The 26,375-nt window shown below is 44.2% G+C and carries 28 protein-coding genes; 18 read left to right on the top strand and 10 right to left on the bottom strand.

Annotation, left to right across the window (positions count from 1 at the left end; genetic code table 11):
* Nucleotides 1-301: 301 nt before the first annotated feature.
* The 3 genes from NFR98_RS09860 to NFR98_RS09850 all read right to left on the bottom strand — a co-directional run bounded on the left by NFR98_RS09860 (nt 302) and on the right by NFR98_RS09850 (nt 1,443).
* The gene (locus NFR98_RS09860; RefSeq protein WP_014095696.1) at nt 302-499 is read right to left on the bottom strand and encodes a hypothetical protein; all 198 of its coding nucleotides are present in this window, start codon (nt 497-499) and stop codon (nt 302-304) included.
* A gap of 235 nt (nt 500-734) precedes the next feature.
* On the bottom strand, nt 735-938 hold the full coding sequence (locus NFR98_RS09855; protein WP_251460040.1) for a hypothetical protein: 204 nt from the start codon (nt 936-938) through the stop codon (nt 735-737).
* 358 nt (nt 939-1,296) lie between these two features.
* The gene (locus NFR98_RS09850; RefSeq protein WP_155641221.1) at nt 1,297-1,443 is read right to left on the bottom strand and encodes a hypothetical protein; all 147 of its coding nucleotides are present in this window, start codon (nt 1,441-1,443) and stop codon (nt 1,297-1,299) included.
* 274 nt (nt 1,444-1,717) lie between these two features.
* Between NFR98_RS09850 and NFR98_RS09845 the strand changes: the two genes are divergently transcribed.
* Nucleotides 1,718-1,879 carry a hypothetical protein gene (locus NFR98_RS09845; protein WP_225620978.1) on the top strand — a complete coding sequence of 54 codons (162 nt, stop codon included), beginning with the start codon at nt 1,718-1,720 and terminating at the stop codon, nt 1,877-1,879.
* A 15-nt stretch (nt 1,880-1,894) separates the two neighbouring features.
* Nucleotides 1,895-2,029 carry a hypothetical protein gene (locus NFR98_RS15765; protein WP_014095693.1) on the top strand — a complete coding sequence of 45 codons (135 nt, stop codon included), beginning with the start codon at nt 1,895-1,897 and terminating at the stop codon, nt 2,027-2,029.
* Nucleotides 2,030-2,358: 329 nt separating this feature from the next.
* Here NFR98_RS15765 and NFR98_RS09840 read toward each other — a convergent pair whose 3' ends face one another.
* Entirely contained in the window at nt 2,359-2,661 is a 303-nt protein-coding gene (locus NFR98_RS09840) for a hypothetical protein (protein WP_251460044.1), read from the bottom strand.
* Nucleotides 2,658-2,801 carry a hypothetical protein gene (locus NFR98_RS09835; RefSeq protein ID WP_164931346.1) on the bottom strand — a complete coding sequence of 48 codons (144 nt, stop codon included), beginning with the start codon at nt 2,799-2,801 and terminating at the stop codon, nt 2,658-2,660. The genes NFR98_RS09840 and NFR98_RS09835 overlap by 4 nt, the downstream gene beginning before the upstream one ends.
* A 590-nt stretch (nt 2,802-3,391) precedes the next feature.
* Between NFR98_RS09835 and NFR98_RS09830 the strand changes: the two genes are divergently transcribed.
* The 6 genes from NFR98_RS09830 to NFR98_RS15825 all read left to right on the top strand — a co-directional run bounded on the left by NFR98_RS09830 (nt 3,392) and on the right by NFR98_RS15825 (nt 8,613).
* Nucleotides 3,392-4,267: an ROK family protein gene (locus NFR98_RS09830; protein ID WP_014095690.1), complete on the top strand. Its 876-nt coding sequence runs from the start codon at nt 3,392-3,394 to the stop codon at nt 4,265-4,267.
* A gap of 315 nt (nt 4,268-4,582) precedes the next feature.
* Nucleotides 4,583-4,918 carry a hypothetical protein gene (locus NFR98_RS09825; protein WP_026684066.1) on the top strand — a complete coding sequence of 112 codons (336 nt, stop codon included), beginning with the start codon at nt 4,583-4,585 and terminating at the stop codon, nt 4,916-4,918.
* Between the two features lie 217 nt (nt 4,919-5,135).
* On the top strand, nt 5,136-5,897 hold the full coding sequence (locus tag NFR98_RS09820) for an SDR family oxidoreductase (RefSeq protein ID WP_026684067.1): 762 nt from the start codon (nt 5,136-5,138) through the stop codon (nt 5,895-5,897).
* A 407-nt stretch (nt 5,898-6,304) separates the two neighbouring features.
* Entirely contained in the window at nt 6,305-7,204 is a 900-nt protein-coding gene (locus tag NFR98_RS09815) for an ABC transporter ATP-binding protein (protein WP_026684068.1), read from the top strand.
* Nucleotides 7,197-8,447, top strand: a complete 1,251-nt coding sequence (locus tag NFR98_RS09810) for an ABC transporter permease (protein ID WP_026684069.1) — start codon at nt 7,197-7,199, stop codon at nt 8,445-8,447. Before NFR98_RS09815 ends, NFR98_RS09810 begins: the two co-directional genes overlap by 8 nt.
* A 76-nt stretch (nt 8,448-8,523) precedes the next feature.
* A complete protein-coding gene (locus NFR98_RS15825) occupies nt 8,524-8,613 on the top strand; it encodes an archaellin/type IV pilin N-terminal domain-containing protein (RefSeq protein ID WP_017554202.1) in 90 nt (29 codons plus the stop codon).
* A 365-nt stretch (nt 8,614-8,978) separates the two neighbouring features.
* Here the strand turns inward: NFR98_RS15825 and NFR98_RS09805 are convergent, their stop codons facing one another.
* The gene (locus NFR98_RS09805; RefSeq protein ID WP_013858831.1) at nt 8,979-9,164 is read right to left on the bottom strand and encodes a DUF8096 family protein; all 186 of its coding nucleotides are present in this window, start codon (nt 9,162-9,164) and stop codon (nt 8,979-8,981) included.
* A gap of 231 nt (nt 9,165-9,395) precedes the next feature.
* Between NFR98_RS09805 and NFR98_RS09800 the strand changes: the two genes are divergently transcribed.
* From NFR98_RS09800 to NFR98_RS09780, 5 genes are all read left to right on the top strand, one after another.
* On the top strand, nt 9,396-10,736 hold the full coding sequence (locus NFR98_RS09800) for a C1 family peptidase (RefSeq protein ID WP_026684070.1): 1,341 nt from the start codon (nt 9,396-9,398) through the stop codon (nt 10,734-10,736).
* Between the two features lie 555 nt (nt 10,737-11,291).
* The gene (locus NFR98_RS09795) at nt 11,292-12,545 is read left to right on the top strand and encodes an MFS transporter (protein WP_026684071.1); all 1,254 of its coding nucleotides are present in this window, start codon (nt 11,292-11,294) and stop codon (nt 12,543-12,545) included.
* A gap of 479 nt (nt 12,546-13,024) precedes the next feature.
* Entirely contained in the window at nt 13,025-14,836 is a 1,812-nt protein-coding gene (locus NFR98_RS09790; RefSeq protein WP_026684072.1) for a M3 family oligoendopeptidase, read from the top strand.
* Nucleotides 14,837-14,932: 96 nt separating this feature from the next.
* Nucleotides 14,933-15,409, top strand: a complete 477-nt coding sequence (locus tag NFR98_RS09785; protein ID WP_026684073.1) for a hypothetical protein — start codon at nt 14,933-14,935, stop codon at nt 15,407-15,409.
* 137 nt (nt 15,410-15,546) lie between these two features.
* Entirely contained in the window at nt 15,547-15,786 is a 240-nt protein-coding gene (locus tag NFR98_RS09780) for a YkuS family protein (protein WP_013858837.1), read from the top strand.
* A gap of 58 nt (nt 15,787-15,844) precedes the next feature.
* Here the strand turns inward: NFR98_RS09780 and NFR98_RS09775 are convergent, their stop codons facing one another.
* Nucleotides 15,845-16,039: a hypothetical protein gene (locus NFR98_RS09775; protein ID WP_026684074.1), complete on the bottom strand. Its 195-nt coding sequence runs from the start codon at nt 16,037-16,039 to the stop codon at nt 15,845-15,847.
* Between the two features lie 268 nt (nt 16,040-16,307).
* On the opposite strand from NFR98_RS09775, the gene NFR98_RS09770 reads away from it, so the two are divergent.
* A complete protein-coding gene (locus NFR98_RS09770; RefSeq protein WP_026684075.1) occupies nt 16,308-18,299 on the top strand; it encodes an acetoacetate--CoA ligase in 1,992 nt (663 codons plus the stop codon).
* A gap of 64 nt (nt 18,300-18,363) precedes the next feature.
* Here the strand turns inward: NFR98_RS09770 and chrA are convergent, their stop codons facing one another.
* The 3 genes from chrA to chrS are packed head-to-tail and all read right to left on the bottom strand — an operon-like array spanning nt 18,364 to nt 19,988.
* Nucleotides 18,364-18,903: a chromate efflux transporter ChrA gene (gene chrA, locus NFR98_RS09765; RefSeq protein ID WP_026684076.1), complete on the bottom strand. Its 540-nt coding sequence runs from the start codon at nt 18,901-18,903 to the stop codon at nt 18,364-18,366.
* Nucleotides 18,900-19,499 (bottom strand): chromate efflux transporter ChrB, encoded by a 600-nt coding sequence (chrB, locus tag NFR98_RS09760; RefSeq protein WP_013858841.1) that lies wholly within the window; start codon nt 19,497-19,499, stop codon nt 18,900-18,902. Before chrB ends, chrA begins: the two co-directional genes overlap by 4 nt.
* A gap of 12 nt (nt 19,500-19,511) precedes the next feature.
* Nucleotides 19,512-19,988 (bottom strand): chromate efflux transcriptional regulator ChrS, encoded by a 477-nt coding sequence (gene chrS / locus NFR98_RS09755; protein WP_013858842.1) that lies wholly within the window; start codon nt 19,986-19,988, stop codon nt 19,512-19,514.
* Between the two features lie 378 nt (nt 19,989-20,366).
* Between chrS and NFR98_RS09750 the strand changes: the two genes are divergently transcribed.
* From NFR98_RS09750 to NFR98_RS09735, 4 genes are all read left to right on the top strand, one after another.
* Nucleotides 20,367-21,629: an MFS transporter gene (locus NFR98_RS09750; protein ID WP_026684077.1), complete on the top strand. Its 1,263-nt coding sequence runs from the start codon at nt 20,367-20,369 to the stop codon at nt 21,627-21,629.
* Nucleotides 21,626-23,212 carry a gamma-glutamyltransferase gene (gene ggt, locus NFR98_RS09745; RefSeq protein WP_026684078.1) on the top strand — a complete coding sequence of 529 codons (1,587 nt, stop codon included), beginning with the start codon at nt 21,626-21,628 and terminating at the stop codon, nt 23,210-23,212. The genes NFR98_RS09750 and ggt overlap by 4 nt, the downstream gene beginning before the upstream one ends.
* 63 nt (nt 23,213-23,275) lie before the next feature.
* Entirely contained in the window at nt 23,276-24,460 is a 1,185-nt protein-coding gene (locus NFR98_RS09740) for an amidase (protein WP_026684079.1), read from the top strand.
* A 410-nt stretch (nt 24,461-24,870) separates the two neighbouring features.
* The gene (locus NFR98_RS09735) at nt 24,871-26,064 is read left to right on the top strand and encodes an MFS transporter (protein WP_026684080.1); all 1,194 of its coding nucleotides are present in this window, start codon (nt 24,871-24,873) and stop codon (nt 26,062-26,064) included.
* The last annotated feature ends 311 nt before the right edge of the window (nt 26,065-26,375 follow it).

Genomic DNA, 26,375 nt, shown 5'->3' with positions numbered 1-26,375 from the left:
GAAAAAATTTACACACCCCGCTGCCTGTAAATTCAGTTTACCAGCCCATGCGAAAAACATCCAGAATCCGGCAACGCTTGATATGGATAAACCAAGCACCTTTGATGAAGAGAGCTGATTACAGCATGGATAGATTTGGAAAAACGAAGACGTGAGGGAGATCCTAAATTTGAATGTGATATCCATCCGGATGGGAAAAACGGAGCTCATTTTATATGAAGAAAAATTCTCATTAATTTTTTGCCGAACCTGTCTGCATCCTTGCCAAATCTAGGAATTTTGCTTATTTAGCAAGCCCTACTTAAAAATTTTTATTGTTTTCCTTCATTCTCTTTTTCAACATTTCGCGTATAAGTCTTGTCGTTTCAATATCTTTCTGTCGTTCTTCTTCAGAAGCATAATGCTTAGTTCCGCTTACAATAGCAGTGAATTTACCATCGGATGTCATTCCTGGTGGTTCTGTCCATCGTTTGTCAGAAAATAGTTTTTTGCTGCTCATTTACATTTCCTCCAACTCAAACAAAATTTTACCGGATTGAAACTTTTGATTTAAGATTTTAAATTGACTCTCTTAAATAATACTTTGGCCTCCTGATCATTAATTCCTTTCAAATCTCTACCGATTGGGCAGCATCATTCTATCCTTCAAAGATATATATTCTTTAAAAGTAATTTTGGTTTTTAATATGTCGTTGGAATCCATGGAATGGATCATAATATTCCAACGACAAATTCTATTTATTGTTTTTATGGCGTTCTTTTAGCATTTTCAAAAATTCTTTTCGAATCTTCTTACCTTCTTCGATATCTCTTTGTCTTTCTTCTTCTGATGCATAATGTTTGGTTCCTATGGAAATAGCGCTGATTTCCTCATCTTCTGTTATTCCAATTGGATCCGTCCAACGACGGTCGGAATATGGTTTATTATTTTTATCCATAGGATTTCCTCCAATTCGAATATAACTCTACCATTCATAAATTGACTGGATAAGCTTTTATAAGCTGTATTACGTTTAAATAATACTTCTTGCTCCTCGTCATTAAATCCTTCTAAATCATGACCATTTTTATAAGGTGAGATTGACCGATTACGTTATAATCATTCCTCTGCTTTTTGGTTGCAGCACCTTTTATTTCACGATTGTTTTTTAACGCCTTCAAACATAAAGACTCTTTTTAACGCCTTGCTCAGGGCGAGATAAAGAGAGTCCGCATCCCCATTCCGCCAAAATAAAAAGCAACCTGATTAGAGGAAATATCTTGCTGTCAATTCGGTTTATTTAGGGGACACATCAGTTATTTTTTCAATGTCACTTTTTCTAACGGGTATCGTCCATCATTTTCTGGTATTCCACCCTCAATAAGATAAAATCTTTTTGAGCCGTTTTTAAAAACTTCAAAAATCCATCTTTTAACCCCCACATCCAATTTTTGGGGACTCATTTATCAACCCCCCTTGCTACAGCGACGTTAGGCATGGCTGCGGGGACAATACAGGAGTTGTGCGTCCACTTGGTCTGTCAAATCCATAAAATGCCAAATTCTAATTCGTTCAGCAAGCCCTATTTAGCTGCAGGAATATGTAATACCCGGCCGCATGCTGAGGAGAATCCTCCAAAAAGCCAGGGACGCTGTTTTCCACAAAAAATGGAAACGGCAATCCGGCGCGCATTTTTTTCGGAAGCGGACGCATATTAAAAGAAAGGAGGCGATCCGTGTGAAATGGAATGAACAAGCGGCACCCAATAACCATCAGGCGTCCGCTGATTTGCTTGCGGCTCAAAGTGATGAGACAGAATTTCAATACGAAGAACTTTCAGACGGCGGTGAGCGGAATAAAGTGATACAAGAACAGAAAAAACGCCGTACGCACTTGTAATAGAGGTGGGGCGCCATGGAAATCAAAATCGGACAAGTATATAAAGAAAAGCAGCATGAAACACTTGCCATGGTGGTCGCAGTCCAAAACGAAAGCATTATGCTCGGCACCGGCAATCTGGTATCGCCGAAAACGATTGAAGACCGCTAAGTTCTTGTCCGGGATACCGAATAACGGTGCCCCGGACTATTTTTTTGCAGCAATCTTAAAAATATAGCCTACAATGGCATATCCGGTTAACAGACAAAATGAAAAAATCAGAGTCGGGATAAAGATCGCAACAGCCCCTTTTTCTGGAAGATAGTAGGCAAATATGTGGGAGATCAATTGATTAATAAAATAAGCCAGTACGAGCTCCCTTCGTTTTATTTTATATAGCGGACATGAAGACAAGGTCATCCATTTGTATGATAATGAGCCGACAACAAAGTAGCAAAAAATAAAAAAACCGGCAAAAGCCGGTTTTTAAGGGGGTATTGCTAGACAACAAAAAGGGGGGGTTGTCTAGTTGGTATAGGGTTTTGTAACTTGTCCTTGCTACAGGTATAATAGTACGGGTTTTTTCCTAAAAGATCATGAAAGAAAAATAAGTTTTTGATGAGAATTGTCGATTTTTGTTGAAACTCTACTTCTTGTCTTGTTCGGGCAGCATCGTTGCTGTCTGCAGCCCGCGCCTTGTATTTTTCCACGATCTGCGCGATTTCTCCTTTATCTCCTTTTGCATTCATCATTTCAAACCATCCGTTTAACCCTTCAGAAATTCTTTTATCATCGTTTTTCATGGCTTGCCTTCTTTCCTCTTTTCCAAATATTTTTTGATTTCGGGCCGGCAAATCAGGGCTGCGATGGCGGGCGGCACAGCAAACATAAAAAATACAAAGTATAACGTGTTCATCACATGGAGATAAAACCAGGTTTCCAAATCGTCCACCCCCGGGTTTGCTTCTATGTATATTTTTTCGCCCGGCCTTTTTCTTATACCGTATAAATTGGTTTTAACCTGTAAATCCTATAAGGAAAAAGAAGGGAGACGCCACAAATGTTCAAGCGCCTGTTAGATTTGTTCAAACTGGACACAACAGGGGACTGGGAAGATTGGGACCTGGACGATGAAAATTTGGAAGACGACTGGGATGAAGAGGACGATGAGGAGATGTAAAGCAGACTTACGGGCCGGGGCATCAAGATTGCGCCGGCTTTAATGCGAAAAAAAAACCGGCACAATGCCGGTTGGTAAGGGGAGTTTTTTCTAGACATTAAGGGGGGTATCTAGAAACTTAAGGGTTTGTTGCTTTTTCCTTGCTACACCTAAAATATAACCCTCTTACACTAAAAAGTCATGAAGAAAAAATGAGAAAAAAATGAGAAACAAATTTGTCACATTTTATGCGGGTTCCGATATATAAACACTTAACTCAATTGAAGAAAACGGTATACTAGAATGAGAGATATTTACCTCTCCATTATGAACGGAGAGGCCATTCAAACCAATTTTATTGAGGGGGAATCACCATGCTTTTTGGCGGAGTGGAAGCAGGCGGTACAAAATTTGTTTGTGCAACGGGAGATGAAACAGGGAAAATTCAGGAAAGGGTTGAGTTCCCGACGCGCGATCCGGAAGAAACGGTGAAAGATGTAATCGCGTTTTTTTCACAGTTCGAGACAAAAGCAATCGGCATTGCCTCATTTGGGCCGATTGACGTCAATCCGGAAAGTGATACATATGGATACATTACAACAACACCGAAAACGGCCTGGCAAAATTATCCCATTAAGCAAACGATAGAGAAAGCATTGGGCGTTCCGGCCGGTTTTACGACAGATGTGAACGGGGCGGCGCTCGGGGAGTCGGTGCTTGGCGCGGCCAAAGGGCTAGACAGCTGCCTGTACATCACGGTCGGTACCGGTATCGGAGCTGGAGCCGTTGTAAAAGGCAATCTCCTTGAAGGATGGTCGCACCCGGAAATGGGGCATATTCTTTTGCGCCGCCACCCGGATGATCATTTTGAAGGGGCATGCCCTTTCCATCATGACTGCCTCGAAGGACTCGCAGCCGGGCCGGCAATCGAAGCGCGGTGGGGGCAGAAAGGAAAAGAACTCTCGGACCGTCCGGAAGTCTGGGAAATGGAGGCAGATTATCTGGCACAGGCGCTCATGCAATACATTCTAATTGTGTCGCCGAAAAAAATCATCATGGGCGGCGGCGTGATGCACCAACAGCAATTGTTCCCGCTGATACACAAAAAACTGACCGAGCTGATCAACGGTTATATCAAGCTGCCTGAACCGCTGTCCGAATATATTACGTCCCCGGGCCTTGGCAACGACGCCGGCATTACAGGGGCGATTTTGCTCGGAAAACAGGCATATGAAACAGGTAAATTATAAAACAAAATTTAGCTGAGTGCTGGCTGCTTCTCCGATTTTTCGATTTAAATCGGCATAAATCGAGGGAGTGGCTGGCGTTTTTTTATGTATATTTTCTTCATAAAGACGATGAAGTTTTATTTGGAGCCTGCATAAAGACTGAATCAAAAACTTTTGCCAGGTCCCTGTTCTGTTCGTGCCGCGCTACCAAAAAATAAATCTGAAAACCTAACAATACGGTGAGGTAGCTGAAACCTAGAGTTTCTCGACCGGAAAGAATGAATAAGTTATAATAAATATGATTCTGAATTTTCGTCTAATACAGGGGGAGTCTTTTTGATAAAGAAACGGAAATATGTGTTAACTTTTGTTTTACTGCTATTGCTGGCTGCAGGGATCTATGCCTTTGCTTTCCGGCAATCTGCAAAGTTTTTTGGTTTTCCTATTCCTGTAAGCGCAAAGCTTGTAAAGGATAAACAGTCCGTAGAAATGTATAAATGGTGGGAAGCAAGTGAAGTGAACGGGCTCCCCTATGTTTATCGGAAGGAAATCCAGTGGTGCGGATGGAAGCAAATTGACCGGGAAGGTGCTATGACCATCTATGAAAAAAATGGGAAAAAAGTGTCTGTCATTTCATTTGATAATACTTTTTCTGTCGCAGAAGAAGACTAATCGAAGCTACCTTCTAGTCTTTCTGCAAGGCAAGAGAAGTACCTTGGTTCTTACCCGATATTACCCAAAGTTTGGGGGAATTTTTCAATTTTAACTTCTATTTAACTTTCACAACTTAGGTTCATCTTTAAAGTTGGAAGATGAATAGTGATAGGATATAATATTTGTGAGCGCATTCACGAATACTTGAAAGCGCATTCAGAAAGGAGAGGGGATTATGGCAAAACTGGATGGAAAAGTTGCGGTTGTAACAGGCGCTGCCTCTGGTATGGGCAAGGCGATTGCAGCGCTTTACGCAAAAGAAGGAGCAAAAGTGGTGGCATCCGACCTCAATTTGGAAGGTGTGCAGCAGACGGTTGCTGAAATAGAAGCTGCAGGAGGCAAAGCTCTGGCAGTCCAGGCCAATGTGGCGAGCGAAGAAGATGTGCAACATTTGATTGATACCGCCGTGAAAGAGTATGGAACACTCGATATTCTTGTCAATAATGCGGGGATCATGGATAATATGGTGCCGGCTGGGGATCTGACAGACGCCCTGTGGGAAAAAGTGTTTGCTGTCAACACAACCGGGCCGATGCGCACGATCCGGAAGTCACTCCCGATCTTTATTGAAAAAGGAAACGGCGTCATTGTCAATGTTGCTTCTGTCGGCGGGCTGAACGGATCGCGGGCTGGCGCCGCTTATACGGCGTCCAAACATGCGGTGATCGGGTTGACAAAAAACGTCGGTTTTCAATATGCACTGAAAGGCATCCGCTGCAATGCGATTGCGCCAGGCGGGGTGGAAACGAATATCGGCACAACCATGAGCGAGCCAAATGCTTTCGGGCTTGAGCGGGCAATGTCCGGGTCGGCAATCAACCCGAGGAGCGGAAAACCCGAAGAAATTGCGACTATCGCCCTGTTCCTTGCTTCAGACGATGCTTCCTTCGTAAATGGTGCCGTGATTACGGCAGATGCTGGGTGGACGGCTTATTAATTTCAAAAAAGCGGCGGGAAAATATAGAAAAACCCGCTGCTTTTTTTGAAAACACTGTTTGGCAAATGTACAAAGCCAGCTATATAAAAATGAACTTAAATTTTTCGCACCAAAATCAGCTGAACATTGCTTCTGGCTATACATAAAGAAGTAGTAATATTAGTTCAACTTATATATAAAATGAACTTCAGTTTGCATCAAGCCCGGGCACCAATTTGCATGATGATGAGCGGTAATTTTTCTTTATATGACTGAAAATTTATAAAAACTCATCCATCAAATGGGTAGTAACAAGTCATTGAAAAAGCTGCTTTTTTAAAATGTATGGATCATCAGGGGAAATTTCCTGCAGACTTTTGAAACTTTTCCTGCCGGTTTGCGTAAGTACGAACAAAGGAGGGGAAATCATGTCCTTGGTGTTGGAACATGTGACGAAAAAATTTGGCGCGTTTACAGCGGTAAACGATTTGTCGTTAATGATCCCGGAAAAGGAGCTGTTCGGGTTTTTAGGGGCAAACGGAGCAGGAAAAACGACGACTTTCCGGATGATCCTTGGTCTATTAAAGCCGAATGAAGGAAACATCTCCTGGAACGGGCGCAAAATGGATTACACATTGAGCCCAGAAATCGGGTATCTGCCGGAAGAACGCGGGCTGTATCCAAAATTAAAAGTAAAAGACCAGCTTGTTTATCTTGCACGGCTGCGCGGGATGGGCAAGCAGGATGCGGTGAAAGAACTAAAATACTGGCTTGGCCGTTTTCATGTCGAAGAATATTTGGATAAACGGGTGGAAGAACTGTCAAAAGGAAACCAGCAGAAGATCCAGTTTATCGCTGCTGTTCTACATAAGCCGAAGCTGCTGATTTTAGATGAGCCCTTCAGCGGCCTTGACCCGGTCAATGTGGAAACGTTAAAAACAGCGGTCGCAGAACTGCGGGATCAGGGCGCGACCATTGTGTTTTCAAGCCACCGGATGGAACATGTTGAAGAACTTTGCGAGCATTTGTGCATTATGCATCATGGCAGCCCGGTTGTGCATGGTGAACTGAGAGAGGTCAAACGTGCATTTGGGAAACAAAATGTCGTGATCCATGCTGATTTTGATCTGGCATTTTTACGTGCCTTCCCGGGTGTCATACGATTTAAGAAAACGGCGCTCGGGGCAGAGCTGCAAATTGACCGGATGGAAGCGGCGCAAAAAATTTTGAATGAAATCAACGGAAAAGGTTTCATCCGCAAGTTTGCGCTTGAAGAACCATCTCTAAACGATATTTTCATAGAAAAGGTGGGGGCTTCCTATGAATAGGTTCGGCATTTTAATCGGCCATGCCTACATGTCAAAACTAAAAACAAAATCCTTTGTGATCACGACGGCTATTTTGCTCGTTGCTGTTCTTCTGATGGGGAACATAAACCGGATGATCGATATGTTTGCCGGCAGCAAGCAGAAAAAGGTTGCGGTTCTGGATGAAACGAACACGCTGTACGGGCCGCTTAAGCAGCAATTAAAAACCGTTGATAAAGATATCCGGCTTGTGCAGGCCAAAAAAAGCGAAAGTGCGTTGCGGAAAGAAGTATTAAAGGAAAAATATGAAGGGTATGTTGTTTTATCGCTTGATGCAGCCGGCATGCCGAAAGCGGTCTATAAAGCCCCGAATCTTGCCGATACCGGGACTACGGACAGTTTGGAGCAGGCACTGCAGGCTGTAAAAAGCAATATGGCGGCAGGAAAACTGAAGCTTTCGCCTGCCGAGCTTTCACTTTTAAACAGTCCCGCATCCTTTAAGAGCGTAAATCTGGAGCGGGCTGCAAAATCTGAAGCAGAACTGGCGCAGGCGAGGGGGCTTGTTTATATTTTGCTGTTTGCGATTTATTTTGCGGTCATTTTTTATGCCAGTGCAGTCGGAATGGAAGTGGCGACTGAAAAAGCTTCCCGGGTAATGGAAATCTTAATTTCGAGCGTCCCGCCTGTGCAACAGATGTTTGCCAAAATCATCAGCGGCGCCCTGCTCGGTTTGACACAGATGGCGGTGCTTCTTGTTGCAGCTTATGCGACCATCAAACAAAATATCAATCACTTGACGGGCGGCTTTTTTTCTGTGTTTGGATTTTCGGATATAAAGGTGTCAACGATTGTGTACGCTGTGGTGTTTTTCCTGCTCGGGTATTTGCTGTATGCCACTTTGGCGGCTTTTCTCGGCTCGCTTGTCAGCCGGATTGAAGATGCCCAGCAGATGATGATGCCGATGACGTTTCTTGTCATGATTGGGTTCTTCCTTGCGATGGCCGGGCTTGGAAATCCTTCTGCCAGCTATATTACCGTTCTGTCGTACATTCCGTTTTTTACACCGATGCTGATGTTTTTGCGGGTGGGCATGCTCGACTTGCCGGTGTGGGCCGGGCTTTCGGGCGTTGCGGTCATGGTTGTCACGATTGTGTTCATGGCGATAGCAGGTGCGCGCATCTACCGCGGCGGTGTGCTGCTTTACGGCAAAAGCAATTCGTTGAAAAACATTCTGAAGGCGCTGCAAATGTCAAAAGAAGGCTAACCCTGCCGTTTGAATTCTCCCCTCGATGGGTAAACTGAATGTAACTGAAAGTCCGTGCAGAGGGGAGCGTTTTATTTTGAAATCAAAAAGAGTCGTCTTTGGTACCATTGTGCTTTTTCTTATCGTCGTGGTGCTTGCCGGTTACTTTATTTGGTTCAGCAAATAAAGCCGTATTACATAGATGAGCGATAAAGGTCCGGGCTGCCCAAAATTTTTTATGACTCGGCGGCAAGGATTGCGTGTTGAAAGACAAGATACGCACCGGAACGAACAGGCGCTTCTGCTTGTGCTAAGGCCCCATCCGGATGTGTATGCAACTCTTTAAAGACGTACGGAAACGTCCGTGAATTTGGGTGAATTTTCCGAAAACAGAACGCTCACAGCCATGCTGCGAAATAGGAAGACGGGAGCGGTTTATCTCTGCGAATGGCGATTTTGATGCAGCTGAATTTGCGTAAATCATTCCGACTGCCCCGGATGCTAAATTGAAGAAAGCGGATTTCCCATTTGCAGGAAGTCCGCTTTTGCCTGTTAAATGCTCTTTTTCATCCCGCATCTCCGGCATTCACGCAAAAACACGCCATGTTTGACCGATGACTTGAAGTGGCTGTAACCACAATTGTCACAGCGGCCCGGATGGACGTCGGGCATTTCTTTATAATCATAAACAATACTTGTATCATAACCTTTTGTTTCATAATCCTTTTCTTCACTCATCTGCCATCACCCCGTTTGAGTCTTTCTCGTAAAACAGCATACCATAATTTCGAAAAACGTGTGAAAGAAGCGGACGAAAAACCCTTCCTCACCGCACAGCGGAAATGCAAAGGAAAAATCACCGAACCGTGTCCCGTTTCAGAAAGGCATGCTTTTCCAAAACGCAAAATTGTCTTATCTGATTGAAAAAGGCGTATAATAAAAAAGAACTTACTGGAAAGGAAGATTTAAATGGCAAAAGAAATTACACGGGAAATGGCGGAGCGGTTTTCCCAGCAAATCCGCGAACTGCCGCAAAACAAAGTGATTCAAAATGCAATGATGAAAAACGGATTGAAGGCCGCAACAATCAACAATGATGCTGTTGTTTCTATGAATCACGTATTCTCCCACGAAATTGAAACGGGGAAAGTGTCAAATCAGAAACAAAGCGGGCGCTGCTGGATGTTTGCCGCCTTAAATACGTTTACGCATAAGTTAAATGCCAAATTCAGATTGAAAGACTTTGAGCTTTCGCAGAACTATACGAATTTCTGGGACAAATTTGAAAAATCCAATTACTTCCTGGAAACGATGATTGAAACCGCAGACGAACCTGTAGAAGGAAGGCTCATTTCCTGGCTGCTTGAAACCCCGCAGCAGGACGGCGGGCAGTGGGATATGCTCGTCGCGCTTATTAAAAAATACGGCGTTGTGCCAAAACAGGTTATGCCGGAAACGTATAACAGCAGCAACTCGCGCGAACTCAATTCGCTTTTAAATGCCAAGCTCCGCGAAGATGCGGTGAAACTGAGAAAAATGCACGCAGCAGGACAGCCGGAAGAAGAATTGCGACAGGCGAAAGAAGGCATGCTTGCAGAAATTTACAAATTGCTTGCTTTTGCACTCGGTGAGCCGCCGAAGACATTTGATTTTGAATTCCGCGATACCGACAAACTGTTCCATCGCGAGCAAAACATCACACCACAGGCATTTTTTGAGAAATACGTCGGATTTGATCTTGACCAATACATCAGTATTATCAATGCGCCAACAAGCGACAAACCATACGGCAAAACGTATACGGTGCAGTATTTGGGCAATGTGGTTGGCGGCAAACCGGTCAAATATTTAAATGTCGATATTGAAACCTTCAAATCGCTGGCCGTAAAACAGCTGAAGGATAACCGCAGCGTCTGGTTCGGCTGTGATGTTGCCGCATCCTCAGACCGGAATGAAGGCATCATGGATACCAGCCTCTTCGATTTGGAAAAAGCTTTCGGATTTTCGTTCGGCATGACGAAAGCGGAACGGCTCGATTATAAAGACAGCATAATGACGCACGCAATGGTATTGACCGGTGTCAACCTCGTTGACGGCAAACCGGACAGATGGAAAGTGGAAAACAGTTGGGGTGAAAAAGTGGGCAAAGACGGTTATTTTGTCATGAGTGACGCCTGGATGGATGAATATACGTACCAAATCGTCATTGACAAAAAATATTTGCCAGAGGATTTGCAAAAAGCATGGGAACAAGATCCGATTGTCCTGAAACCTTGGGATCCAATGGGTTCTCTTGCCTGGATGCATTAAACAAAAGGCGCGGTTGACATCAGCCGCGCTTTTTAAGTAGGGCTTGCTGAGGTTTCTTACGTAGACGCCCTCTACGTTAAGGAAGGCCGTCATTTTTCCGTGCTTCCTTAACATAGACGGGCTCTAAGTTAAGGAAGGCCGTCAATTTTTCCTGCTTTCTTAACATAGACGAGCTCTAAGTTAAGGAAGGCCTTCGTTTTTTCCTGCTTCCTTAACATAGACGCCCTCTATGTGAAGGAACACTGTCAATTTTCCGCGCTTTCTTAACGTAGACGCCCTCTATGTGAAGGAAGACCCTCAATTTTCCACGCTTTCTTAACGTAGACGAGCTCAATCTGAAGGAAGAACCCAAAGTATGTAAAATGCCCCGGAAACGGACCCGCCCCAAAATGGAAGGCAGCCTCCTCTAAATTTTTTAAAAAATACAAAATATTTCCCTGGAAAGCTACTGAAAACGGCAGTTCTAATATTGAAAAATTTTCCCCAGCCTTGTAAAATGGAAAAAAGGAGTTGCAATTGAATGAAATATAAAAATAGTTCGGACTTGATCATGCGATGAAAAAAAACAATGATATTATACGAGTGTTAAAGCATTCCCCCGACTATAGAAAGTTATTGGCAACGACTACCGTTACAGGGTTAACAACCTGGGGTTCCTTTATTTCAATGCTCGTCCTTTTAGGGAAAATAACGGATAATGGATTGCAGTTAGGGACGCTGTGGGCTGTAAGCGGTTTAGTGCCGATTGCGATGAGTTTTATATTAGGCGGGCTCATCGACAGAATGGATACCAAGAAAATCATTGTAGTATCTGAACTGCTGAAATCTCCGCTATATGCCCTTTTTATACTTGTGCCCGTGTTCGACGGTTGGGCAGCTTGGATTTTTTTCTTTGTGATCAGGTTTTTTATCGGCGTTCTCTCATCCTTGACTGCCGTTGCGAGACAAACCATTATTCCGGAAATCATGGAAGAAGAAGACTTGATCATCGCGAATTCATTAAACTTTTCTTTGAACAGTTTGATTCGCTTAATCGGTGCAGCTTCCGGCGGGGTTTTGGTAACATTGCTCAATCTAAATGTCTTCTGGATCTTAACATCTTTATCTTTTATTTATGCCGGCATCACCATGTGGACATTGAATTTAAAAAACTCCCAAATAAAGCCAAAGGAAAGAAACTTTCTCAGCGAACTAAAGATTGGCTTATCCGTGGTAAAAAAACAAATTTACATTAGATATGTATTGCTTTTTGCCTTAACAGGGGGCTTAATTGCCGGGTCTTTTAACCTGATGATTCAACAAATGGTAAACCATATTTATCATGTTCCCCCTATCGGCATTAGCATGTTATACGTTGGTGAAGGTTTGACTTCTGTCATTTTGGGTCTTTGGATTGCCAATAATAAAATTTTTTTCAAAAATATTCACCGGTATGGCTATAGTTATATCTTAATGGGATTAACCTGGGCTGTGTTTGGGCTTTCCAATAATTTGTTTGAAGGCACTTTCATTATGGTCTTACATGCATTTGTCGGCGGATTCATTGTCCCATTCGAACGACATGTGATGCAAACACATGTTGAAAGCAATCTTAGAGGGAGAGTTTTTGGGCTTTGGAATACTTGCAGCATGGTTTCCGTGCAATTTGGCGCTTTTTTGACAGGGATTATCATTCAGTATCTTGGGTTGAGGTCTGTAACGCCACTTGCTGCTTTACTGGAGATCGTGCTCGGGATTGTGTTTTTCTTTCGATTTAGAGGGAAAAAATTAGCATTTACGAATCAAGAAAGCTTCACTTCTTCATCCTAAACACCAGCCGGAAAAATAACGGAACGGCCCGGCTATAAAACTGGTGTGATGCACGAATGATGCTCAGTAAGTCCCATTAACGACAACCGGCAAAAAACTGCCGGGTGAAAAAGGGGAGGGGAAGCGGAGTAGTTAACATGTTTAATTTCAATCCCGGTTTTTAAAAGGCGAAACATTTCCCCGAAAAGGATTCGACCCCGGATGGATGAAAAAGGGGAGGTATCAGGAAACGGGACAGTTATCATGTTCCGATTTTTAAAAGGCGAAAATTTTCACGGGAAGGATTCGATTCCGGATGGATGAAAAAGGGATACATCAGGAAGCGGAGCAGTTATCATGTTTAATCTCAATTCTGATTTTAAAAATGCGAAACATCTCCCTGATAAGGATTCGACCCTGAAATTTTTTACCGAGATTGTAAATATATTGGTATTTTGGGCGGCACCCTGTAAAATAGAAGAAAGAAAGGAGTTGCAAATATGAAATATAAGAATACTTGGGATCTGGATGCCGTGATTCCGGGCGGCACAAAATCGCCGGAACTGCAGGAAAAACTGCGCGGGTTGAAAGAAGAAATCGGGCAATACAAAAGCCGGCTCGACGGATGGGCATTTTCAAAAGACCCGTCTCCGGAGCCGTTTAAGGCCATCCTGAAAAAACAGGAAGAGATCGAAAAAGGGCTCAGCCAGTCTGCGACATTTGTGCAAATGTGGCATGATGCCTACATGGATGATGACTATGCAAATGTTGTAATGGGACAAATCATGGATTTGTACAGTGAAATGCAAAAGCTCGGAACCACTTTCCAGAAAAAACTGGTGGCCATCCCGGACGAAGACTGGAAAAAGTTTTTACAGGACAAGGAATTGAGCGAAGTCTCCTTTGCCCTCAATGAAACGCGCGATGAAGGAAAACGGCTCTTGTCGGAAGAAGAGGAAAAGCTGATTGCCGATCTCAACCAGGACGGCTTGGCCGGCTGGAGCAGACTGTATGACACAGCCGTTTCGACTATGACCATCCCGTTTACGGACAAAGAAGGCAAGACGGTATCCTTATCCGTCGGCCAGGCGATGAACCGGATGTATGCCGACCCGGATCCGGAAGTGCGCAAACAGCTGTTTGAAAATTGGGAAGCGGCATGGGAAAAATATGCGCCGGTTTTTGCCGACACGCTCAACCACTTGGACGGTTACCGGATTACGCTGCAAAAAGCCCATGGCAGGAAGTCTTTTCTGGAAGAGCCGCTTGAATACAACCGGATGTCTGAAGACACGCTTCAAGCGATGTGGAAAGCCGTTTCTGAAAATAAGCAGCCGTTTGTCGACTTTCTCAATCAAAAAGCAAAAATTTTCGGGATGGAAAAACTCGGCTGGCAGGATGTTGATGCGCCGGTTGCACTCGGCGATATGAAACCGGCGCGATTTACATATGATGAAGCGTGCGATTTTGTCATCCAACATTTTGCTTCTTTCGGGCCGAAACTGTCTGCATTTGCGAAACACGCCCTTGAAAACCGCTGGGTAGAGGCGGAAGACCGGCCGAATAAACGCCCTGGCGGCTATTGTACCAGTCTGCCGGAGTTTGAAGAGTCGCGGATTTTTATGACATTTACCGGCTCCACAAACGATGCAAGCACGTTGGCGCACGAACTCGGCCACGCATTTCACAGCCATGTCATGCGCGATTTGCCGCGTTTGAACCGCGAATATGCGATGAACGTGGCCGAAACAGCGAGCACCTTTGCAGAAACGATCATCGGCAATGCGACTGTTGCCAATGCAAAGTCAAAGGAAGAAAAGGTTTCTTTATTAAATGCAAAGCTTGAAAATGCAACGGCTATGTTTTTAAACATCCATGCCCGATTCCTGTTTGAAAAAAGTTTTTACGAAGAGCGTTCAAAAGGCATTGTGTCCGAACAAAGGCTCAATGAACTGATGGAAAAGGCGCAAAAAGAAGCATATGCTGACAGCTTGTCCGGCTACCACCCGCATTTCTGGTGTAGCAAGCTCCACTTCTTTATTGACGATGTGCCGTTCTACAATTTTCCATACACATTCGGTTATTTATTCAGCCTTGGCATTTACGCCGAATTTTTGAAAAATCCGGATGGCTTTGAAGACAAATATATTGCCCTTTTGCGCGATACCGGACGAATGAAAGTGGAGGATCTTGCTAAAAAACATCTTGGCGTTGACCTGACAAAACCGGACTTCTGGGCAGCCGGCATTGACATTATGGCAGAAGATGCCCGGGAATTTATTCGGCTTTCGGACGAATTGCTCGGCAAGTAAAGGCGCAAGCCAAGAAAAACCGCACAGTTGGAAAAACTGTGCGGTTTTTTAATACGGGGCATGGTATCATATATCCAAAAAAGCGGAGGGGATTTTATGGACGAAATGCTGCAGCAAATACTGGCTGAACTGAAAAGCCTGAAAAGCGATGTGGCAGGGATCAAAGATGGGCAGGAGCGATTGGAAAAAGATGTCGCATGGTTAAAAACCGATGTTAACGGTCTTAAGGAAGGCCAGGAACGGCTGGAAAAAGATGTAACAAGATTGAAAACAGACATAACTGGTCTTAAAGATGGGCAGGAGCGATTGGAAAAAGATGTCGCATGGTTAAAAACCGATGTTGCCGGTCTCAAAGAAGACCAGGATCGGCTGGAAACAAAAATGGACAATCTTGCTCTCGAACTGCGCAATAGCTATAAATATACAAAGGAAAAGATGGAAGAACACAGAAATGTTCTTGAGAACACCGCAAGAGAATTGAAAATTGCTAAAATTGATATCGACTATCTCAGCAGTAAAACCGAGATACATGATACAAAAATCAACCGGATTCTCAGCAACATCAAAGCATAAAAAGTATCCGTCGAATCGTGCGGATGCTTTTTTTAATGGGAAAAAGTTGGTTTTTCACAGATCCCGCTGCAGCCGGGGAAAAAACATGTTTTTTCTAAAATGAGATGGGTACGATAAAAAAGAGGGAGGTGTTAACCATGGCAGTAATTGGTGTAGAAGAGGCTTTGACAAATGTCCAAGAAGCCCTGCGCGATAAAGGATATGAAGTGAAAACCATTCAGAACGAATCTGATGTACAGGGTTGTGACTGCTGTGTTGTAACCGGCAGCGAGATGAACGCAATGGGAATCAATGACACGATGACGAAGGCGCCTGTCATTGATGCAAAAGGCATGTCTGCTGAAGATATTGTAAAAGAAGTGGCGAGCAGAATGTAAAAGGCCGGGGTTGTCCCGGCCTTTTACACGTGCAAAAAGCGTCCGCTTCCGGCACTTTTTATTTTTTATTGTTCTGCGATCCGCCCGTCACATTGTTGACTGCATTTGAAGTTGCATCTACAGCATTCATCGCCACATCTTCCGTCGTTTCCAGCCCCTTATGGACAGCGTGAAAAGCGGCACCTGCCGTATTTTTTACATCTTCCGCAATGTTATTTTTGTTTTGCTGGTTGTTGTTCTTCTGATTTGCCACAAAATCACCTCCTGACAGCCAATAGCATATGTATCCGGGAAGGTTTTATACAGCCGGCTGTCCAAATGGTGACGGATGGTCTTTTTCTGTAAAAGGAAAAGCGGCAAGAACATTGCCGTGTGCACCAAAACGAGACAAGAAGCGTACCGGGCTTTCTCCCATCTTCTTCAAACCGCCTTTTCATTCGTTGACGAAATATTTCATGTCTTGGTAAAATAGTAAAAGATAACGCTTACAAAATACATCACGCAGATGGGGAGGAACTCGAGTGAAGACGGTCACAGAAGGGGCATTATTATGGCAGCCGTCAGGGGAGCGGATTGAAAAGGCAGGGGTTACCCGTTACCGTAAATGGTTGGAAAAAGAATACGGTTTGACATTTCAGCACCACCAGGATCTTTGGAAATGGTCCGTGGACCAGCTGGAACCGTTTTGGAAAAGCATTTGGGAATACTGTGGTGTCATTTCCCATACGCCGTATGAACAAGTCTTGAAATCGAGGACAATGCCTGGCGCCAAATGGTTCACCGGGTCTACGCTTAACTACGCCGAGCACGTTTTCCGCAACAGCAGAAAGCACAAGCCTGCGCTCATTTTCCAATCGGAAACCGTCCGCCAAAGGAAAGTTAGCTGGCAGGAATTGAAGGAAAAAACAGCACAGACGGCGCAGTACTTGAAAAAACTTGGTGTCCAAAAAGGGGACCGGGTGGTGGCATATATGCCAAGTATGCCGGAAACGGTGATCGCTTTCCTGGCATGTGCCTCCATTGGCGCGGTCTGGTCGTCGTGTTCCCCGGACTTTGGCAACGAGAGCGTCATTGAACGGTTTAAACAAATCGAACCGGCTGTTTTATTCGCAGTTGATGGCTATTCTTATAATGGAAAAATTTTTGACAAACGAAAAAACATCACGGAACTGCAGGCGGCCCTTCCAACGTTAAAGAAAACAATCGTGGTGCCTTATATGGATTTTGGCGAGATAAAACCGGACAGCAGCACGGTCTCCTTTAAGGAAGTGCTGAAAGAAGAAGCTGAACTCGCGTTTGAACCTGTACCGTTTGATCACCCGCTGTGGATTTTATTTTCATCCGGCACAACCGGCCTGCCGAAACCGATCGTCCAGGGACAGGGTGGCATCCTTCTGGAACACTTGAAAATTTTAAAAGTCGAACAAGGGGTGGAGCCAGATGATGTGTATTTTTGGTTCACCACAACCGGTTGGATGATGTGGAATCTTGTAATCGGCAACTTGCTGGCCGGGGCGACGGTTGTTCTGTACGATGGCAGCCCGGCATACCCAACTATGGATGCATTATGGGACTTGGCGGAAAAAACCGGCATGACCCACTTCGGTACAAGTGCCGGGTACATTAGTGTGTGCATGAAATCCGGCATCAAGCCAAAGGAAAAACACGATTTATCCCATCTCAAGGCAATTTTGTCAACGGGATCCCCACTAACGGCGGAAGGTTTTATTTGGTGTTATGAAAATGTCAAAGAGGATTTATGGGTCGTTTCGACAAGTGGGGGGACGGACCTTTGCACTGCATTTGTCGGCGGCTCGCCGGTTTTGCCGGTTCATGCCGGCGAAATCCAGACGCGCGGGCTGGGTGCAAATATTCAGGCATTTGACGAGGAAGGCAAACCGATTGTGAATGAAGTCGGGGAACTGGTGATTTGTGATCCGATGCCGTCAATGCCGCTGTATTTTTGGGGGGATGAAGGCAACAAACGTTACTTTGAAAGTTATTTTGATGTCTATCCTGGGGTATGGCGGCACGGGGACTGGATCAAAATCGACGAAAAAGGCAGCTGTGTCATTTACGGCCGCTCCGATTCCACAATTAACCGTCAGGGCGTCCGCATGGGTACGAGCGAAATTTACCGGGCGGTCGAAGGCATTGATGAAATTATCGAGAGCCTTGTCATCGACCTTGAACATCTCGGCAGGCAATCGTTCATGCCGCTATTTGTCGTCCTGAAGCAGGGTCGGCATTTAGATGAGACGTTAAAAAACCGCATCAAAACCGAAATCCGGGCGAAAGTTTCGCCACGCTTTGTCCCGGATGAAATTTATGAAGTTGAACAAATCCCAAAAACATTGAGCGGAAAGAAACTGGAAGTCCCGATCCGTAAAATTTTGCTCGGCTTTCCGGTTGATAAAGTCGTGAACAGGGGTTCAATGGCCAATCCGGAAGCACTTGACTTCTTTATTGAACTCGCCCAAACGCTAAACGATCAGAAAACTGAAACAGAGTAAAAAACCTGGATGCCTGCTTCATCAGGCATCCAGGTTTTTTGTGGCGCATCTTCTCCTTATCCCGTTACACAATATGCTGAAGCACGATGCCGCCATATAGAAATGCCGCGCAAATCACAAGGGCGGGGTGGATTTTCCGGATATACATGGCCCAGAAAGCGACGGCGGCGATGCCAAGCGACTGCCAAATGCCAATTTGGCCGAAAGAACTTTTTGCCATCTGCCATGTCAGCACAACCATCATGATGGTGATGACCGGCTGCACAAGCAGAGACATCCCTTTCACAACCGGAGATTGGCGGTATTTGTGCAGTACTTTCAGCAACAAAATCAATGCCACGGCAGACGGCAATATCGTTCCGGCAAGAGCCGCTAACAGTCCTGTCCACCCGCCTGCTCCATAGCCGACGAATGCGGCAATTTTTGTCGCGATCGGGCCCGGGAGTGCATTGCCGAGTGCCAGCATATTGGAAAATTCGCTGTCGTTCAGCCATCCGTAATGCGTCACAATTTCATGGTACATCAATGGAATGGAGGAAGGCCCCCCGCCGTAGCCAAGGATATTTGCAATGAAAAAACCGAGCATCAATTGGAACCAGATCATCCCGCTTCATCCCTTTTCTTCTTTTTTTCATCTCTCCCCCATTTTGCAACGAGTCGAAAGTGGATGCTTCCGTACGCAAGAAAAATCAGAATGACAATAGCCGGGTGGAGATGGATCGTTTGAAGTAGGAGAAAGGAAATAACAAACATCGCGATTCCGAAAACCTTCCCAAGGCCCTTGACCGTTTTTTCCCCGAAATCGTAAGCCATCTGGCCAAGCATAACGGCAACAACCGGCATGACCCCTGCGATCATTCCGGCCACAATCTTTGAATGGCTTAATACCGATACAAGCGACAGCAACGCAATCATGGCGATGCTGCTCGGAAGAATATGGAATAAAATGGCGAACACGGCGCCGGTTGTCTTTTTCAACTTGTACCCAAGGTAAGCGGCCATTTTTGTCGCAATCGGGCCGGGGAGCGCGTTTGCGATTGCCAATGTTTCCCCGAATTCGTCATCATCCAGCCATTTGTACCTTGTCACCGCCTCATACCGGAAAAGCGGCATGACAGACGGGCCGCCGCCATAGCCGAGAATGCCGGTCCGCAGCATCGCCATGGCAAGCTGGGCATAAGCGTTTTGCTGTTTTTCCACAATGCAACCCCCTTACAGTTTCATTCCTATCCGGCTTTTATAACGTTTGAGTAAAATCTGGCAATCGACGCTCATAATGCCGGGCAGCGGATATAACCGTTCTTTAAGAAACAGTTCCATTTCCTCGTTGTCTTTAAATAAGCCGTGCATATGAAGTTTGCTGGGGCCTGACATATGATAAAGGCTTGAAACCGCCGGATCTTTGGCCAATGTTTCGGCCACTTCCTGTAAATGTTTCGGCTCTACTTCAACATTAAAAAAAGCGGACTGGTGAAGGCCAATTTTTTCAGGGTTCACGACAGCGGTAAAACATTCAATCACACCATTTTCAACCAGGGAATGGACGCGTGATTGTACAGCCACACGGGAAAGTTTGACTTCTTTTGCCAAATCTGTAAACGAAATTCTGCCATTTCCGTTTAAAAGCTGGATGATTTGGCGGTCAATTTCATCCAGCTGAACGGCAGCACCATCATATTGCCTGGGCATAGACTCCTCTCCTTTATTTCAAAATGTAAGCAAATTCTAATCTGCAAGTATCTATATGTATTAATATACTGAAAAAGCGAACGAAATACAATCCATTTTGCAAAATGAATGACAGAACGTAAAAAAGTAGTTTTGAAATTTTTACAAATTTCCATTGGTTGCGCTTACAAATAAGGCTTTGCTTTCTAAACGAAATAGAATGGGGTGCGTTCCCTTCTTTTTGAAGGAAAAAAGACGGAAACATCGCGCGAGCAGAAAAAGTGAAATATTGACAAAATTTTTCATGTTATGTTTAATGACATCATAAGAAACAAAAAGAGCTATAATGCAATATATGTAAGAAAATCTTACAATACCTAAAAAGGGGAGGCGGTTTATTTGAAAACGAGGCATCCTGTTGTTTACGTTGTGTCATTTGCTTTAGGCTGGGCTTTTATGTATGCGGATCGGAATATATTGTCGCCGGTGATGGGAGTTATTCAGGATGATTGGGGTTTATCTAAAAGTGAACTGGGTTTAATGTCAACCATATTTTTTCTGGCTTATGCTGCCATGCAGATTCCTGCAGGATTTTTAGCAGACCGTATCGGCAGGGTAAAAGTATTGGTTTCAGGCTATATTCTGTTTGGTGTCGGGACCATAATGAGCGGAATGGCACCGGGGCTGCTTGCTTTTCTAATGATTAGATTTGTCACCGGCCTGGGCGAAGGCACTTACTATGGGCCCCAGTACGCGATTTCATCCGTTGCCATTTCTCAAAAATACCGGGGAATCTCTTCGGCATTGATAAACAGTGGGATGGCTGTTGGGATATCGCTCGGATTTATTGCTTCCAGCTACTTTACGTTTACACTAAAAAAAGATTGGCAGTTTTCCTTTTATGTATTCGGTATTTTGACGGTGCTCGTCGCCATCCTGATGGGGCTGTTGATTAAAGATCCTCATCACCGTTCCAGGGTCAAATCAACGGGAACAAGTGTCACGGAACCCGAAAATGTAAGGGAACTGTTTAGCAAAAATCATCTCATCACGTATGTACTCATTTTCTGTTCATTGTATGGATTTTTCAGTATGATGACCTGGCTTCCTTATTATTTGCAAACAGAACGGGGGGTTCCGGGATCACAGACAGGTGTGATCGCTTCTTTGGTTCCCTGGTCCTCGATTCCGGGTGCGCTGTTTTTCGGATACTTGTCGGACAAAATCAAAAACAAGAAAATAATGGTTTTCACACTGGCAGTCTTAGGGACGATTTGCCAATTTATTGTTCCGTATTCCGACAGTTTTTCTTTCATGATTGCCGGATTGGTTGTTTACGGATTAATTGGAAAGCTGGCGCTTGATCCGGTTTTAATTTCTTTTATCGCAGATCATACTTCATCTGCTATGTATGCAAGGGTTTTTGGAATTTTTAATTTTGCAGGTATGTTATCCTCTATTTTCGCGCCATATATAACAGGCTATTTAGCTGAAGTCACAGGAAACATGGAAATTGGTTTCTATCTGTCAGGGATATTATTGCTATTTGGCGGCTTTCTTTTCTTATTTTCTGATGGACAACCTTTTAAAGCAGCGGTGAAAAAGCAAAGACGGGCACAACGATATGAAGCCAAATTTGTTCCAGGGAGGGAAAATCCATGAAATTAAATGACCCGAAAATCGGTACAAAAACAATGATTGTCAGCCCCCACTACCTTGCCTCGGCCGCAGGTGCAAGAATCCTGGAAAAAGGAGGAAATGCCTTTGATGCAGCCGTCGCCGTTAGTGCATGTCTGGCTGTTGTTTATCCGCATATGACAGGGTTGGGCGGGGATTCCTTTTGGCTCACATGGCACCATTCCGATCGCGTGCTCCGGGCATATAATGGAAGCGGCCGATCAGGCTATTGTGTCACACGGGAAAATTATGCAAATGAGGACAAGATTCCTTTAAGAGGCGCCAGAAGTGCCATTACTGTTCCCGGAATGGCAGACAGTTGGGACGCCATTTTAAAAGAATACGGCAAGTTTACCCTCAAGGAAGTGCTGGAGCCGGCAATTGAATATGCATTGAACGGTTTTCCGCTGTCCCCTGACCAGTACAAAAATACAGTGATGGCCCGTGCCATTTTAATGAAAACAAAACGCACTTCCGACATCTATCTTCCCAATGGAAAAGTGCCGCATATCGGGCAGAAATTTGTTCAAAAAGAGTTGGGCCGCACACTTATGAAAATAGCAGAAAAAGGGAGAGATGTTTTTTATAAAGGGCCGATTGCAAAAGAGATTGTTGCGGCAATGAAAGCGGACGGCGGCTACTTGCTGGTTGACGATTTTGCTAGCCACTATGGAAATTGGACCGATCCGATTTTTACCCAATACCATGATTACCAAATTTATCAAGCTCCGCCAAATTCTCAAGGATTTTCAGCGTTAATGGCGCTCAATATATTGGAAAATTTTGATTTCAGGTTGATCGAACATGGATCTTATGAATATTACCATATTTTAATCGAAACATTGAAAAAAGTATTTCACGATCGGAATGAAGTTTTGACGGACCCGGAATTTTCCCCTGTTCCGCTGGAAAAATTACTCAGCAAAACATATGCAGCAAAGCTTGCAGAAGAAATCCATTGGGATCGTGCGATGGAATATAACGCGGAACCGTTAGGGAGGGACACAGCCTACGCAGCAGTAGTGGATGATGAAGGGAATGCGGTTTCTTTTATTCAAAGCCTCTATTTCGAATTCGGTTCAGCATTTGTAGCGGGTTCAACCGGTATTTTAATGCAAAACAGAGGGTCGTTTTTCTCTTTGGATGCAGGCCATGTGAATACTTTGGAACCACATAAGCGCACTTTCCATACATTAATGCCTGCGATGGCGTTTTTGGATGGGAAACCAAGCATTTTATATGGCACACAGGGAGGAGAAGGCCAGCCGCAGACCCAAACGGCCCTGATCACAAGAGTTGTTCACTATGGCATGAACCCTCAGCAGGCCGTATCTGCACCACGATGGGTTTGGGGGAGGACTTGGGGAGAACCAACGGAAGAATTAAAAATGGAAGAAAGAGTGGGCAGTGAGGTATGCAATGCGCTTTCAAAAGCCGGGCATGTGGTCCGAAAAGTTTCTGCATATGATGGCGTAATGGGGCATGCCCATATGATCCAAATTAACGAACACGGCTTTAGAATCGGCGGAACAGACCCGCGCTGTGACGGGGCTGCCATTGGCTGGTAGTATATGGTTTCTGCCTTGACTTCGATACCGGTGCCACAATAAAACAAGGAGAAGTGCTAAAATATGGAAGATAAATGGAATGCTTTTATTGACCCGGACGTGACTGTATGGCCAAAAAGAAATGGCTTATTGGATGGCTATACTTTTGCTGTTAAAGACGTTTTTGCTGTAAAAGGCCACAGAAATGCTGCCGGAAATCCCGATTGGTATGACTTCCACCCTGAAGCCGGGGAAAATGCCCCTGTCATTGACTTGCTCTTAAATGAAGGCGCACGGCTAACTGGAATGACACATACAGACGAATTAATGTACAGCCTGAATGGAGAAAATTTTCACTACGGGACACCCGTCAATCCTGTTCTGAAAGATCGTATTCCAGGAGGATCATCCAGCGGCTCCGCAGTCGCTGTAGCAGCCGGGTGTGCAGATTTTGCGATTGGGACAGACACAGGCGGGTCTGTTCGGATTCCTTCCGCCTATTGCGGCATCTTTGGTTTCCGCCCCTCTCATGGGGTAATCAAAATGGAAGGCGTTATTCCGCTGGCGCCCTCGTTTGACACGATCGGCTGGATGTCCAAGGATCCCGGTATTTTATATAAGGTCGGGCAGGTGCTCTTTAAGCCTGAACAGGACATCCGTCCGCAATTTGAGTCCTTATTTTTTGCGGAGGATGCGTGGGAGCTGGCAGGGGAAGAGACGCGAAAGCTACTTGAAAGTAAATGGCACCACTTGCTAAAAAATCGTGTACAACATGTTGTCAGAACGGCCATTGCGGATCAGACGTTAAAGTCGTGGAGCCATGCTTTCCGCCTGCTGCAAGGAAGAGAAGTTTGGAAAACACATGGTGCTTGGATTGAAAAGGCCCGCCCAAAATTCGGCCCGGATATTGCCGAAAGATTCAAATGGGCGTCTACGATCACGGAAGACAGCCATTGGGAAAAAGCAAATCAACTTCGACTGAATATTCGAGATAAACTAAGGGGATTACTGGGTTCTTCAGGACTTCTTGTACTGCCGACAACCCCCGGCCCGGCGCCCGCAACCGGGAGATCCATGGAAGAGATAGAAAAAACGCGGGAACATACAATGCAGCTAAGCTGTATAGCGGGATTGGCCGGCCTGCCGCAACTTACAATCCCTTTTCTCACCGCAACAGGAGAACCCATCGGCCTGTCGGTAGTTGCCGGATACAGACAAGATGTAAAACTTTTGGCTTGGGTAGAAGAGCTGATGTTATCAGCGGCCTGATTCTTGCAAAACGTGGATATTAGGCTGCAGCCGTTAAGGCCGGGGAAAGCAGTGTTCCCCGGCCAATTAATTTGAAACATAATCAACACTTGCATTCATGGAAATTTTATGACATTATAAGCATATTATAAATTTCGGTCTGCTAAACAAAAAATCTTTGGCCGAACGCTCATACAGGGATTCTCGATAAAAAACAGAAAAAAACCAGGCACAAAAAAGCTATTTTAATGGCAGTGGGTGCCAAAATCACCGCCATTTCCAAAAACCGCTTCCCCAGACAAAAAATGCCCACAGATGTGGGGGGAGAAGCTGGATTTTTAGTGTTATGTGCAGTTTTTTTTACATAAAATGATGGATATTGCATATCAAGGGTTTATCAATTGGGTTAAAAATGGGGGCAATTGGTAAAGATGAGATCACTTCTTTCCAAAAATCATTCGGTTTTTTTCTTATGGACGGGTCAGGGGATTTCCAGTATAGGATCGATCGTATACTCTATGGCACTTTCATGGTACGTTATAAATGAAACAAAGTCGCCATTTGTTATGGGAACTGTTTTGTTAGTTGGATTATTACCGAGAATTGTATTTTCAATTATTTCAGGAGTGTTTGGAGACAGAATATCCAAAAAGAAATTCATCTTATTTATCGACTTGCTTAGATTTATCATAACATTTGTTTGGGGAGTTTCTTTATTCTATCATGCTTTCAATATCGTAGAAGTTTATATTTATACTTTTATTTTGTCTCTAATTGATGCGGTATTCAATCCTATTTATAACGCCATCTTGCCCGAGGTCGCAAATACAGATAATTTATCCCGGCTGGTTTCTATTAACCAAATGGTATTTAAAATTGCTTCCATATTAGCGCCAACGTTTGCTGGCATAGCCATCATAAAATTGCAATTCAACCAATTTATCATCCTGAATAGCATTACTTTTTTAATTGCGGCGCTGTTTACTTTACCTATAAAATATGAGAACAAAAATCAAACGATACAAAAAAAGGCCAGCCCATTTGATCATTTGAAAAGCGGATTGAAATATTTTTGGGAAAATAAGATTATTTTTTGGTCGGTTGTTCTGATTTCCTTCGCAAATATTGCAGTGGTTAGTTATAACGTTAACCTCGTTAACATGATCCAAAATGATCTGAATTTAAGCGCAAATGTATACGGTGTAGTCCTTACTTTTTATTCAGCAGGATCTTTTTTAATCAATTTATTATTGAGTGTTTATAAAATAAAAAAGTTCCGAGGATATATTTATTTAACGAGTTTGTGTGTAGCAGGGCTGCTTTATACAACCGTATTTTTTGTTAAAACGCCCTTTTTGCTTTATATCATCTTCTTTTTAGTAGGAAGTTCGTTTGCTATCACAAGTTATATATCAACATTGATTTTGTATGAACTTTCATTGGAAGAATACAGAAGCAGGGTACTCGGAATTGCAAGCATATCCACATTTTTATCGCCTGTTGGATTTTTAGTGTGGGGAATAGTGGGGGATGTCATGAAGTCTTCGACGGCAATAGGATTAGCAGGCTGTATCATTATGCTGATTGCGCTTTTCGGTTTTACAACTTCCATAAAAGAATATTGAAAAATACGGTCGACGAAAGGGCGAATGTTACTTTTTTTAGAGCGCAGCAGGAAGCAGGTTTTAAAATCGTAAAGGAAGGCCGTCAATTTTCCGCGTTTCCTTAACGTAGGCGCCCTCTATGTGAAGGAATGGCCACGCTTCTGCATGCTTCCTTAACATAGACGGATTAAGTCCGTATAATTGTGTAAAAAGAAGGAGTCATTTTATCAACTCTTGGCAACACTGTTTTCAACAACAATAAACAATGAAAAGAGGAGATAAAATGACTCACTTACAGTTTAACCTAAATTTGGATGTTTTAAAAGAAGCCA

Origin of the sequence: Weizmannia agrestimuris, from assembly GCF_943193165.1 — a bacterium.
In the GTDB taxonomy this organism is placed as follows: Bacteria; Bacillota; Bacilli; order Bacillales; family Bacillaceae_C; genus Weizmannia; species Weizmannia faecalis.
Note: the sequence above shows the minus strand (reverse complement) of the source record. Positions and strands in the feature narration are given on the sequence as shown.